We start from the raw sequence: 12,699 nt of genomic DNA on the forward strand, positions 1-12,699 counted from the left end.
ACCGGAGGTCAATGCCATACCAAGCGTAACCGAAAAGTTTGCAACAGAACCCGGAAGTTACATACTATCGCTGGCGTCAGGAATACGGCGGCCTCAAGGGCGATCAGGTCAAGCGATTGAAGGAGCTTGAGGCTGAGAACGCCAGGCTTCGTCGGGCAGTGTCGGACCTGACGCTCGACAAGATGATCCTCGCCGAGGCTGCGCGGTGAAACTATTAAGCCCCGCCCGCCGCCGCGCCTGCGTGGATCATGTGATCGCAGAACTGGGACTACCCGAGAGACGGGTCTGGCGGGTTCTCGGCCAGCGTCGCTCCACGCAGCGCAAGATCCCGACGACACCTGATGACGAGGCGACGTTGACCGCGGACATCATCGCGCTTGCCCTTCAGTACGGCCGCTACGGCTATCGGCGCATTGCCGCTCTGCTGCGGGATGCCGGCTGGATGGTGAACATCAAACGGGTCGAGCGGATCTGGCGACGGGAGGGGCTGAAAGTGCCGCAAAAGCAGCCGAAGAAGGGGCGGCTCTGGCTCAACGACGGTTCCTGCATCCGTCTGCGACCCGAGTATCCCAACCATGTCTGGTCGTACGACTTTGTTGAGGATCGCACGCATAATGGACGCAGGTTCCGCATGCTCAACGTTATCGACGAGTTCACCCGCGAATGCATCGCGATCCGCGTCAGCCGAAAGCTGAAGGCTGTCGATGTCATCGACGTGCTCTCGGACCTGTTTATCCTGCGGGGCGTCCCAGGCCATATTCGATCCGACAATGGCCCGGAGTTCATCGCCAAAGCGGTTCGCGACTGGATCAATGCGGTTGGCGCCAGGACAGCCTACATCGAGCCGGGCAGCCCGTGGGAAAACGGATACCGCGAAAGCTTCAATTCGAAACTCCGCGACGAACTGCTCAATGGCGAGATTTTCTACACGCTCAAGGACGCGCAGACGGTGATCGAGAGTTGGCGACGCCATTTCAACACGGTGCGTCCTCACTCATCCCTCGGCTACAAGCCACCCGCCCCAAAGGCGGTACTATGGCCTGCGCAACCCCGACCAGCTCCGCCGGCCACCCCGACGGTAGCGCCACGACCGATCATGCACTAGCAATCAAAGCGGATCACCTCGTGGGGGCTGGCCAGCCCCTTCCCTTCCCTGCCCTGTGGCCGGAACTTGGCGGTCCTAGAACCCGAGGCCAGCGGCAGCAATAGCGGGTCAGGCCGCGGGCCAGCCTGGGGCGGCACGCCTGAGGCCATCGACAGCATGGCCGCCCTAAACACCCATCGTCGGATGGTCCAGTGGCCTCCGCAGCCGGCCCATAAGCGTCTGCTGCACGAAAAGGACATCGCCATATGCAACGGTGGCGGCGCTGGCAAGGTCAGCGACGCATCTCGTTCAGATCGCTTTCTTCTCTTCGTCACCGTCTGAGGGCATCGGCGGGTGCCCATGCCTGTCGCAAGAGCTAGACCGGCGACGGGTTGCGGTGCAACCTTCGCCAGGCTCGCTTCGCGATGCCAGCGCAAGGCGATAGGCCAATCGAGCGGCGACCCTCGCGGTTTGATCGTCTCGGTCGAACACTGGATTGAGTTCGGCGATGTCCGCCAACGTCAATTTCCCCGTCCGGAGAATCTCGTCGACCAGATCCTCCAGGATCTCCAACGCAACACCTCGTGCGGCGGGTGCAGAAACGCCGGGAGCCACCGCGGCGGGCAGGACGTCGAGGTCGATCGAGAGATAGACCATGTCGGCGCCTTCCAGCCTCTTCAGGAGCGTGCTGCGCAGGCTGTCAAAATTGGAGGAACGCATCTCCTCGTCGAGCCTATACTCGACGCCCAGTGCTTTAGCACGGTTAAACAAGGCAGACGTATTTCCAAGTTCGCTGATGCCAAAACAAAGGTAGGAAAAAGTGGCGCCGCGAGCAGCGCAGAGCTCGGCAATCTCGCGAAATGGCGTGCCGGAATTCGGCTTCGACGCAAGTCGCAGATCGAAATGCGCGTCGAAATTGACAATGAGCACATTCGTCGAGGCAAGTCGGTCGCCGAGATGGCGGGCGAGGCCAAGAAAGCTCCCATAGGCGATTTCATGCCCGCCCCCGAGCGCGACAGGTCGGATGTTGCGCTCCAGGAGGGCTGCCACCCGATCGGCGTAAAGGCTTTGCGCCGCCTCCAGGTCCCCGTCCGCGCACAGGATGTCGCCGGCATCGTAAAGTGTGGCAGGACGATGGACCGGAAGGCGCGCGAAGATGTTGCGGATCGCACCCGGCCCCCCGGCCGCACCGACGCGGCCGCCATTGCGACGCACGCCCTCGTCGCTTCCAAAGCCCAGGATAGCAGAGCCGCCCTGTGAGGTGGAATCGAAGGGCTGGAGGACATCCTTGACGCGGAAAACAGGACCATCTTCCCCGCTGTCGGCGGGGAGGCCGGCCGTTCCCGAATGGCCTTCTCTCTCGTTCGGCATCGCGCTCATCCTCCACCGCGGGGCATGCGAGAAACCACCCTCACCAAGGCTATATCGTTCCGATAGCCATAGAGGAGTGAGTGAGTGTCGAACGTCCAACGGATGGTCATGACTTGACCCCGGGTGCCTCTCCCCGGATCGCACGGCGGATGCCCGTGGCACGGTCGAGAATGATGATCGCGATCGCCGAGAGAATGATCAAGGAGCTTGCGAGAGCCGCGCCCACGGCGTCGTACTGATACTTGATGTACGAGTACAGTTCCACCGGAAGTGGCGTCCAACCGGGAGGCGCCAGAAACACCGAGATGGGAAAATCGTTCCAGGACAGCACGAAGCAAAGCGTCAGGCTCGAGATCAACCCCGTCTTGATGACCGGTAGCGTGATCGAAAACAACGTTCGGGTGCCGCTGGCTCCCACATTGCGGGCGGCCTCTTCCAAGGACGTGTCGAAATTCTGCAGGCTCGCCGCGAGAATCCTCACAGCAAACGGCAGCACGTGGATTGTATGGCCAATCACAAGACTTGTGATGCTGCCGCCAAGGCCGATCCGGGCGAGGAACACATAGAGCGCGAGGCTGAAGATCGTCGCCGGGATCAGGATCGGCGACATGATCAGGAGATTGACGAACGCCTTACCGGGAAAATTGTACCGCACGAGCGCCAGGACCGCGAGCAACGCAAGCGCATTTGCGGATAATGTCGCGACGATGCCGAGGACAAGACTGACAACCATGGCGTCGACGAACTTGCTTGACGTCCAGGCGGCCCGGAACCACTCCATCGTGACCCCGGTCGGCGGCAGGATGAACTCGTTCGGGTTGATCGAGACAAGCAAGGTGATGGCGATGGGAAAGAAAAGGAAGGCCATTGCGACGTAAGTGAACAGGCGCAACATCCATGTGCCGAAATCGATTCTCATCACTTCTTCGCCTCAAGTTTGTTCAGGATCATCTTGTTGAAGAGGTAACCCAAACCAATGATGGTGACCGAACTCGCAGCAATCATGATGACCGAGATGCTGGATGCAAAAGGCAAATTGTTGTTGATCAGGGCTTCCTTGTAAATCAGGAGGCCGATCATGCGCGTCTCATCCGGTCCGACCATCAGCGGCACGGCGAAGGCTGCGAAATTCAACGTGAAGACAATGACGAGTCCGGCATACAAGCCCGGCATCGTCAGCGGGAACGTGATCTTCCAGAATGTCGTCCATCGGTTCGCGCCAACGTTGCGCGCCGCTTCTGCCAGGAAGGGATTGATGCGCTCGATGGAATCCAAAAGCGACATGGTCATATAGGGCATGCCGATATAGACCAGCAGGATCACCACCCCTTTGATGTTCCACATATATTGCGCGGGCTCATCATAGACGCCGAGACCGATCAGGAGCGAATTGAGAATGCCGCCGCCGCGGAAGATCACGATCCAGCCGTAGACGAGCGTGACCAGGCCGATCAGAAGCGGCGAGAGCACCAAGGTCATGAGAATGCTCTTCTGAAAACCCGTCGAGCGAGCAATGTAGAGAGCGACAGGATAAGCCAGGAGAGCAGACAGGACTGTCGCAAAGAACGCGATATAGACCGTGTACCAGAGCGTATTGACCAAGTACCAGGTGCTGCCCAGGAATTGGATGTAGTTGTCGAGAACCCAGGCGGACCTCATATAGGCACCGCCGACATTCTCGTTGAAACTGATCCGGATCACCCAGCCAAGCGGGATCAGGACGAAGATCGTGAGAAGGACAAGCGAGGGAGCAAGAAAAGCGACAACACCAGCGCGCATGACAATCATGCCTTGTTTCGGTGCAGCAGGCGGAAGTGTTTCGGCTCGATCTCGATCCAGATCTGGTCGTCGATGACGTGATCCTGGCTCGTATTATGCGTTTCGATATAAAGGTTCTCGCCCGATTGAAGTTTTGCAGTGTAGCGAATGGTTGGTCCGAAATACTCAATCATCTCGATACAGGCGGAGAGTTCGTTTTCCCGCGCTTCTGGCCGGTTTTTCACGCGGATGCGCTCAGGACGCAAGAGCACTCGGACCTGCTGGCCGACGGAGATCGAATCCTCGCGCGTCACCGCGAACTTCAATGACGCACCACATTGAACGACCGCCCTGTCGTCTGCCACTTCCACAACCCGACCGTCGAAGAAATTTGTATTCCCAACGAAATCGGCCACGAATTCCGAGCGCGGGTCCTCGTAGATCTCGCGCGGTTTCGCAATGCGAGCAATCTTGCCGCCGCTCATGATGACGACGCGGTCGGACATGGACAACGCCTCCTCCTGGTCGTGGGTGACGTACAGCGTCGTCATGTTCAGGCGGCTCTGCAACTGCTTCAATTCGCGTCGCATCGTGATGCGAAGCGCTCTGTCGAGGTTGCTGAGCGGCTCGTCCATCAACAGGAGCGCAGGATCGAGAGCAAGGGCGCGAGCCAGCGCCACGCGCTGCTGCTGGCCACCGCTCAACTGCCGCGGCAGCCGCCCCTCGAAGCCGGTAAGACCCGTGATACCCAAGACCTCATCGGCCTTCGAACGGATCGCGGTACTCGTCCGACCTCGCAGCTTCAGTCCGAATGTGATGTTCTCGAGGACCGTCATGTGCGGCCAAAGAGCATAATTCTGAAAAACGAACCCGACATTGCGCTTGTCCGGCGGGGCATATGTGACGTCGGCGCCATTGACCAGAACACGCCCGCCCGAAGGCATGACGAAGCCAGCGATCATGCGCAACGTGGTGGTCTTGCCGCACCCGCTCGGCCCCAAAAGTGAAACGAATTCTCCGGGCCGCACGTCGAACGAGACATCATCCACGACAGAAACATCGCCGTATTTTTTGGCAACGCCGTCTACCCATATGCTCTGGGTTAGCGCATGAGTCATCTTGTCAACTCCGAATACTGATCGATCGATTGTGGAATGCACGATCGAGACGACGCCGCTAGGTAACGGCTGGAAGCGTTTTCGTTCAAGAGCCCGGCTGACGGACGTTGCGCCGGCCGAGCTCGGAGATTGGCAGTATTCTTCGGCCAGCCCGCCGTCAGTTCGTCATCAGACGGTTCAGCTTCTCGCGCCACGCGGCCTTGTGCTCGGTGATCTTGTCCTGGTCAGGCAGGAACAGCCGCTGGAATGCTTCGTTCTGAACCAGAAGCGGACCGTATTCGAAATCCTTCGGGATCACGGCATTCTTCACTGTCGGCGCATAGAGATTGTTGACCGCAAATGCCTCCTGCCAGGACTTGCTCAGCACGAAATTCACGAACGCCATCGCCATCTTGGGGTCCTTCGCAGATTTCGTGACATTGATCGTCGAAATCAACGGGAAGGTTCCCTCCACAGGTCGGGTGACTTTTACGTTTTTGACACCCTTCTGCCAGAGTTCCTTCACGCGGCCTGTCGCGAGGATCCCGAGCCACGCGTCCCCGGTTTGCATGAGCGAAACCATCTGGCTTTCCACATCGAGGGCGCCGATCAGATTGCCGCTCTTGTTCAACTCGGCCATTTTCTTGAGGCCTGGATCCATATTGTCGATGCTTCCGCCCGACTTCTGCGCCTGAAGCACAGCGAGGCTGAGCGATGGAATATGCTCGAATCCGTAGATGACGACGTGGTTCTTGTATTTTGGATCCCAGAGAACATCCCAGGATTTCGGCTCTTCGGTTACCTTGTCGGAATTGTAGGCCAGCACGTAATCGCCGACATTGGCAAACACCGTATAGGGCGAGTAAATCGCATTGGGATAGAGATTGGCCATGTTTGGCACCTGGGCAGGATCGAGTTTCGCCCAGAGACCTTCCTTCTCTCCCGCGATGGAGTTCAGCAAGGTGTTGGTTGCAACATCGACCTGACCGAGGCGAGACTTGACGAGGTGATCGGGGCTCGAACCCACAACCCATTGCACTTTGCAATTATGGGCTTTCTCGAACTCAGCGGCGACGGCCTCGTAGGTCTTTTGGTAGCTTCCTCCCCAGGTTGTCACCCGAACTGCGCATTCCTGCGCCGCAAGAGGGGAGGAAAGTGCGAAGAGAGTTATGGCAAGACACGATACTGACAACTTCATTTTCATAGGTCCTCTCCGGAATTTGCCTGAACCGCTCGCTCTTTGCTGCGACCTGTTTCAGTCGCTCGATGTTCGTTAAGGGCGAGTAGCGCCAGCTTGGCATCTAGGGCGTTTGCATGGCTGCCGTCGTAATCCTAGTCACTTTCAAACGTCATTGTCTAGACAAAAGATCACCAAAGTAACCATTGTGGCAGCACGGGTGACATGAAAGCATTCGCTGCGCAAAACGGCCTCCGCGGACGCGGGGACGGAGCGACAAAACCTACGCCGGTCAAAGGGTTAGACGCCTGCCGCTGCGCATGGTGCAGAGTCTTCTCTCGTCCCTTTTTTTGGCGATTCAGAAGTGCTGGGCAGCGATCGCCTCAAGAAGCAGAGCACCGCCTAGCGCAACGATTTTTATCGCTCCAGATGAACTATCGACGCCGCCGGTTCCTCAGATCTGTCAAAGAGTAGCGCGTATGAATCGCCTCCTGATCGATGATCATTTCTATAATCGCCGGCCTCCCGCTTGTCAGAGCGCGCTCGAACGCAGGTTCGAATTCCTCCGTGCGCGAAACTCTCTCGCTATGGGCGCCGTACGCCTTCCCCAGTGCGTAAAAGTTTGGATTGGTGAGTTGTGTGCCGTTGACCCGTCCATCAAGCTTATTTTCTTCATGTATTCGAATGGTCCCGTACATATTGTTGTTGAACAGGATGACGATGACTCCAACGCCATACTGAACGGCGGTCGCCAGTTCCTCGCCTGTCATCTGGTAGCATCCGTCCCCGACGAAGTTGATGACGACACGATCGGGATAGCAAAGTTTCGCCGAGATCGCAGCCGGCAGGCCGTACCCCATCGAGCCGCTGATCGGACCAAGCTGGGTGTGTAATTCCGAGTGAGAAAAGTAGCGTTGGCTCCAGGTTGCATAGGCTCCCACGCCATTCGTGACGATCGCATTGGCGGGCAAGCGTGTGCGAAGCCACTTCATGATACCCGGAAGATCGATGTCCCCTGGGCAACCCGCAGATGCACATTCGGCGTTGTAGGTATCCTTCAGGTCCTGCGTCCAGCGATCCCAGCTACGATGGAGAACCGGAGCATGGCGTGCGAGAGCCTCCGTGAAATGCTCGTTTTCCGCCAGGATCGCGAGATCGACCTGAAAGACGCGGTTGAGCTCTTCGACGCCCCCGCACACGTGGACGATTTTCTGCTTGGGCGTGGGTATGCTGAAGAGCGTAAAGCCTTCCATGTAGCCGGCGCCGATCGTGTTGACGTCGCTCAAGGCGTCATTGCACATGATCACGAAGTCGGCCTGCCGGATATGTGCCAGGAGCGCCGGGTTTGATCCAATTCCGATTTCGCCCACGTAGCACTTGTGCCCATTGTCGATAATATCGCGCCTTCGGAAGGCCGTCGCGACAGGCACGTTGTTGGCGTCGGCGAATTTCTGCACGTTGTCTCGGGCCGATTGCGTCCAGCCCGAACCGCCGACGATCATGAGGGGGTGCCGCGCTTCGGCCAGCATTCCATATAGCCTGTCGATGTCGGAATGCGTCGGTGCGCCGCCGGATGCCCGCACATAAGGCCTCCCGTCTTCAACCTCGCATTCCTCCTCCAGCATGTCTTCGGGAAGGATCAGCACCACCGGTCCCATTCGCCCGGTCATGGCCGTGTGGTAGGCACGCTGGATGAATTCGGGAATGCGGGCGGCATCGTCGATCTGTGCGACCCACTTGGCCATCGGCGCAAACATCTGCCGAAAATCGTAGGACATGAACGCCTCGCGCTCCAGAATGGAGCGCTTCACCTGCCCTACGAACAGGATCATCGGCGACGAATCCTGAAACGCCGTGTGCACGCCAGAAGCCGCATTGGTGGCGCCAGGGCTGCGGGTGACCATCGCGATGCCTGGCCGGCCGGTCAGCTTGCCATAGGCCTCCGCCATGATCGCAGAGCCTGCCTCATGACGACAGCTGACCTGTCGGATGTCTTCGTGACGGACAGCCATCGCATCGAGGACGCTCAGAAAGCTTTCTCCCGGCACATGATAAACGATCTCCGCTCCGTTGATCTTCAGCGTATCCGCCAGGATCTCGCTGCCGGTTCTCTTAGCCATTTAGGTTCTCAATCTTATTGTGTTTATCGAAGGCCGGCCGCGGGGCCGTGTCCAATTCATCAGCCGATGACGAAGGGATTCTCGATTTCTTTGGCGGTGGAAAGCCACACGGCTTTGGTTTGCAGGTATTCGCGGATTCCCTCGAACCCGTTCTCGCGCCCGATACCGCTCTGCTTGTACCCGCCGAATGGTGTCGTGTAGCTGATGTCCCGATATGTGTTCACCCAGACCGTGCCAGCCTCCAACTTTTGCGACATGAGAAGCGCTTGCCGCATATCGGCCGTCCACACGCCCGCCGAGAGACCGAACTCGGTGTCGTTGGCGATTGCGAGGGCCTCTTCCGCATCTCGGAAGGGAATCACGGAGAGAACGGGACCAAAAACCTCTTCACGTGCGATGCGCATCTGATTGTTCACGCCCGTAAAGATCGTGGGCTCGATGAAGTACCCAGCCTGGCATTCGTCGAGGTCGGGCCTGCCGCCTCCCAAGGTCAGCTCGGCGCCCTCGCCCTTCGCAACATCGATGTAGCCCAACACCTTCTCGTATTGCATATGGTTGGCGATCGGGCCGATCTGGGTCTTGAGGTTGTACGGACTTCCGACCCGCGCTGCTTTGGTGAACTTGGTCAGCATGTCCACGAATTCGTCATGCACCGTGTCCTGGACGAGCAAGCGCGATCCCGCAATACAGGTCTGGCCGGTCGCACCGAATATCCCACCCACGACGCCACGAACCGCATTCGATAACGCAGCGTCGGCGAATACGATGTTCGGTGACTTTCCGCCTAGCTCGAGGCTCACGCGCTTCATGTCTCGCGCGGCGAGCGCGTAGAGGTGTTTTCCGGTATTGGTCGATCCAGTGAATCCAAGGTGGCGCACAAGAGGATTCGTCACAAGCGGCTCGCCGATTTCGCGCCCGAAACCGGTCACCACATTGATCACGCCATTCGGTATCCCTGATTTTTCCACCAGCTCCATCAACTTGATTGCAGTCGCCGATGTGTGTTCGGCAGGCTTCATCACAATGGTGTTTCCGGCCGCAAGTGCGGGTGCCACCTTGAACGCCAGGAGCAACAGGGGCGCGTTCCAGGGAACGATGCCGACGCAGACGCCAAGCGGCTCAGGCCGCGAGAAACTCAACGCCGGCTTGTCGCAAGGGTGAACTGCACCCTCGATCTTGTCCGCGAGACCGGCATAGTAATAGAACCAATTCGGGATGTACCGGATCTGATGCCGCATTTCCGCAAGCAGACGGCCATTGTCCCGCACTTCAATTTCTGCAAGCTCGTCTGCGTGCTCCTCGATCAGCATCCCGAGCTTGTAAAGCAGCTTCCCGCGTTGGGACGCATGCATCGTGGCCCAGGGGCCGCTTTTGAAAGCGCGATGCGCCGCCTCGACGGCCCTCTCGGCGTCTTCCGCGTTGCCGCGTGGAATGAGCGCCCATGGTTTCGCCGTGAAGGGGTCGACGGTCTCAAAATACTCGCCGGAAGCGGGAGCGACCCACTCGCCATTGATATACATCTGCAAGCGCTGCAGTTGAGTATCGTGGATAGCCATATTCAGTTGCTCCTGGGGTTCTTGCGGCATGCGCTCATTTGCGGATCTCGTCGCAATGGCGATCGGTGTGACGCGATCCTTGCCTAATTTTTGGCGGTTCGCAATATGTCTGCACAAATAAATTCACACGGCGGGCGCATAAAGAACCGCACGAGAAATTTCTGTCGGTGCCATTCTTTATTGTATAGACATTCGCCGAATTGGTGTCGTAAGCTACGGCTCTGGGAGCGACGGTCGTCCTCAAAAAGCCTGCCGAGCGATGGCACGGCTGTTGAAAGTGCAAGCGAGTTGCCGAATGCCATTTCTGGCAGACGTTTCGTGCAGCCAGCGCGATACGAACCTTCCGGGAATGCGCATCGCTGCCTTTCGGCGCCGTCCACCATGGTGGCTGATTTCGGCAGCAACTCGCGCGATTGCGATTGTTTTCCGGGTACGGCCGACCAACCCCTCGGGTTGAAGCAGTGCGTTGAGACGAAGGAGAGAAGCATGAGAGATTACATGGCCCGGCTGCAGGCGCGGGGTGATCTCATGGAGGTGGAACGCGAAATCGATCCCCACCATGAGCTGGCCGCCGTGACCTATGCGGCACAGGAGAAGTGGGGCAAACCGGTTCTTTTCAAGAACGTCAAGGGCACTCGCTTCCCGGTCCTGACGAATACCTACGGCTCGCGGGAACGACTTGCGGAACTCATCGGAATCAAGGCCGAGGATTTCTGCAAGCAGTGGAACAACCTGGCAAGTCTCGGCGGTTCTTCACCGCAGCCCGCCAAGATTCTCGTTCGCAACGAGGATCTCGATCTTATCGAGTGCAAACTCAGCGATCTGCCGCTCATCACCTATTCGGAGCGCGATGCTGCACCCTATTTTACATCTGCGATGTTCATGGCCAAGGAGCCGGAAACCGGAGTCGGCAATCTTTCGTTTCATCGCTCGATGTATGTGAGTGACAATGAGTTGCGCTGCCGCCTTGCTCCGCGCCACCATTTGACGCTCTATCACGAGAAGGCCGAGAAGATGGGCCAGCCGCTCGAGGCCGCGATGTTGATCGGCCCGCCGCCAACCTCCTTTCTCACGGCCGCTGCGCCCCTTCCCTACGATGTTGACGAGATGGAAGTCGCGGCAAAGCTCGCCGGAAAGCCGATCGCGATGCGCAAGTGCAAGCACATCGACCTGGAGGTGCCGGCGGACACCGAGATCGTCATCGAGGGACGCTTCCTGCCGAATGAGCGCCGCCCCGAAGGGCCATTTGGCGAGTTCATGGGATATTACACGCCCGAGGGCCCGAATGCGGTCTTCGAAGTCCTGGGCGTGACGTGCCGGCGCGACGCCGTGTTTCACAGCATCCTGTGCGGCTCGCCCGAAGAGGTGCTGACACTCGAACTCTCCGTCGCAGCGAACATCTACCAGCGCATCAGCGCAGTCCTGCCGGGCATTCTCGATGTCACCTGCCAGCCGTTCGTTCTGCATGCCGTGGTCAAGATCGACCAGCAATATGAGGGGCATGCGCGCCAGGTTCTTCTCTCGGTCATCGGTTCCGAGCCGACCTGGGCAAAGGCCTGCACGGTGGTCGACGCGGATGTCGACATCTATGATATGAACGACGTCATGTGGGCTATTCTGACCCGGTCGCGGCCCGACAAGGACGTGATGCTGATTCCAGACACGCCCTCGTTCTATCGGGATCCGGACAAGGATCACTGGGGGCGTTTGCTGATTGACGCGACGGCTCCCTTCAACCGCAGAGCGGAGTTCGAACGCAAGCGGATCAAGGGCGCGCACGAGGTCAATCTCAGCGACTGGTTTGCCCGATCCTAACGGCAAAGACCTGGCCTCCGGCGGGTGACAGCGCTGGAGGCCGGACCGAGACAATTCTGCAAAGCCCAACCGCCTTTCGGGGCGAAGCACCATCGATCCGAGATCATCCTATGCCAAACGAGCGGCCTACACGTCTTGTCGTCGGTATCAGCGGCGCATCCGGCGCGATTTATGGCGTGCGGGCGCTTGAGCTCCTGGCGGCGGCAGGAGTGGAGACCCATCTGGTCATGAGCCGCGCGGCAAGTCTCACCTTGATGCAGGAAATGTCTCTGCGTCCGGACGACATCGCCGCGAGGGCGTCGGTCGTGCACCGCATCCAGGATATTGGCGCGACGATCTCAAGCGGATCGTTCAAAACCGCCGGCATGTTGATCGCCCCATGCTCGATCAGGACCCTTTCCGAAATCGTTTCCGGCGTCACCTCCACACTTCTGACCCGGGCAGCCGATGTGGTGTTAAAAGAGCGTCGACGCCTTGTCCTGATGCTGCGCGAGACCCCGCTGCATCTGGGCCATCTGCGCAGCATGACTGCTGCGACCGAAATGGGTGCAATTCTCATGCCGCCGGTCCCCGCCTTCTACGCACGGCCGGAAAGCATCGATGACATCGTGAACCACAGCGTCGGTCGCGCACTGGACCTGTTCGAGATCGACACCAATGCCGTGCGCCGTTGGCAGGGCATGAAGCCCTCCGACTAGAACATATCCGACGTCGATCCCTT

9 protein-coding genes and 1 pseudogene are annotated in these 12,699 nt (G+C 58.8%); 3 read left to right on the plus strand and 7 right to left on the minus strand.

Translation table 11 applies throughout. From position 1 onward, the window contains the following. Positions 1-53 precede the first annotated feature (53 nt). Positions 54-1,105 (plus strand): annotated as a pseudogene (locus FEZ63_RS07710) (IS3 family transposase); the annotation flags it as partial. A gap of 288 nt (positions 1,106-1,393) precedes the next feature. Here FEZ63_RS07710 and hutG read toward each other — a convergent pair. From hutG to FEZ63_RS07745, 7 genes are all read right to left on the minus strand, one after another. Then, positions 1,394-2,455: a formimidoylglutamase gene (gene hutG / locus FEZ63_RS07715; RefSeq protein ID WP_150943056.1), complete on the minus strand. Its 1,062-nt coding sequence runs from the start codon at positions 2,453-2,455 to the stop codon at positions 1,394-1,396. Positions 2,456-2,561: 106 nt separating this feature from the next. Next, positions 2,562-3,374 (minus strand): ABC transporter permease, encoded by an 813-nt coding sequence (locus FEZ63_RS07720; protein ID WP_150943057.1) that lies wholly within the window; start codon positions 3,372-3,374, stop codon positions 2,562-2,564. After that, entirely contained in the window at positions 3,374-4,243 is an 870-nt protein-coding gene (locus tag FEZ63_RS07725; protein ID WP_244622694.1) for an ABC transporter permease, read from the minus strand. Before FEZ63_RS07725 ends, FEZ63_RS07720 begins: the two co-directional genes overlap by 1 nt. After that, a complete protein-coding gene (locus FEZ63_RS07730) occupies positions 4,240-5,331 on the minus strand; it encodes an ABC transporter ATP-binding protein (protein ID WP_150943058.1) in 1,092 nt (363 codons plus the stop codon). The genes FEZ63_RS07725 and FEZ63_RS07730 overlap by 4 nt, the downstream gene beginning before the upstream one ends. Before the next feature lie 157 nt (positions 5,332-5,488). Next, positions 5,489-6,514 (minus strand): ABC transporter substrate-binding protein, encoded by a 1,026-nt coding sequence (locus FEZ63_RS07735; protein ID WP_150943059.1) that lies wholly within the window; start codon positions 6,512-6,514, stop codon positions 5,489-5,491. 407 nt (positions 6,515-6,921) lie between these two features. Continuing rightward, on the minus strand, positions 6,922-8,607 hold the full coding sequence (locus tag FEZ63_RS07740; protein WP_150943060.1) for a thiamine pyrophosphate-binding protein: 1,686 nt from the start codon (positions 8,605-8,607) through the stop codon (positions 6,922-6,924). A gap of 59 nt (positions 8,608-8,666) precedes the next feature. Continuing rightward, on the minus strand, positions 8,667-10,163 hold the full coding sequence (locus FEZ63_RS07745) for an aldehyde dehydrogenase (RefSeq protein WP_150943061.1): 1,497 nt from the start codon (positions 10,161-10,163) through the stop codon (positions 8,667-8,669). A 486-nt stretch (positions 10,164-10,649) separates the two neighbouring features. Between FEZ63_RS07745 and FEZ63_RS07750 the strand changes: the two genes are divergently transcribed. Together FEZ63_RS07750 and FEZ63_RS07755 are read left to right on the plus strand one after the other, a co-directional pair. Next, positions 10,650-11,978 carry a UbiD family decarboxylase gene (locus tag FEZ63_RS07750; RefSeq protein WP_150943062.1) on the plus strand — a complete coding sequence of 443 codons (1,329 nt, stop codon included), beginning with the start codon at positions 10,650-10,652 and terminating at the stop codon, positions 11,976-11,978. A gap of 110 nt (positions 11,979-12,088) precedes the next feature. Beyond that, a complete protein-coding gene (locus tag FEZ63_RS07755) occupies positions 12,089-12,676 on the plus strand; it encodes a UbiX family flavin prenyltransferase (RefSeq protein ID WP_150943063.1) in 588 nt (195 codons plus the stop codon). Positions 12,677-12,699 lie beyond the last annotated feature (23 nt).

Source organism: Microvirga brassicacearum (assembly GCF_008757455.1).
Taxonomy (GTDB): Bacteria; Pseudomonadota; Alphaproteobacteria; order Rhizobiales; family Beijerinckiaceae; genus Microvirga; species Microvirga brassicacearum.

Excerpts from the sequence above, each read along its gene's own strand:
- hutG (WP_150943056.1), bottom strand. The coding sequence starts at position 2,455 with ATGCCGAACGAGAGAGAAGGCCATTCGGGAACGGCCGGCCTCCCCGCC.
- FEZ63_RS07720 (WP_150943057.1), bottom strand. The coding sequence starts at position 3,374 with ATGAGAATCGATTTCGGCACATGGATGTTGCGCCTGTTCACTTACGTC.
- FEZ63_RS07725 (WP_244622694.1), bottom strand. The coding sequence starts at position 4,243 with ATGATTGTCATGCGCGCTGGTGTTGTCGCTTTTCTTGCTCCCTCGCTT.
- FEZ63_RS07730 (WP_150943058.1), bottom strand. The coding sequence starts at position 5,331 with ATGACTCATGCGCTAACCCAGAGCATATGGGTAGACGGCGTTGCCAAA.
- FEZ63_RS07735 (WP_150943059.1), bottom strand. The coding sequence starts at position 6,514 with ATGAAAATGAAGTTGTCAGTATCGTGTCTTGCCATAACTCTCTTCGCA.
- FEZ63_RS07740 (WP_150943060.1), bottom strand. The coding sequence starts at position 8,607 with ATGGCTAAGAGAACCGGCAGCGAGATCCTGGCGGATACGCTGAAGATC.
- FEZ63_RS07745 (WP_150943061.1), bottom strand. The coding sequence starts at position 10,163 with ATGGCTATCCACGATACTCAACTGCAGCGCTTGCAGATGTATATCAAT.
- FEZ63_RS07750 (WP_150943062.1), top strand. The coding sequence starts at position 10,650 with ATGAGAGATTACATGGCCCGGCTGCAGGCGCGGGGTGATCTCATGGAG.
- FEZ63_RS07755 (WP_150943063.1), top strand. The coding sequence starts at position 12,089 with ATGCCAAACGAGCGGCCTACACGTCTTGTCGTCGGTATCAGCGGCGCA.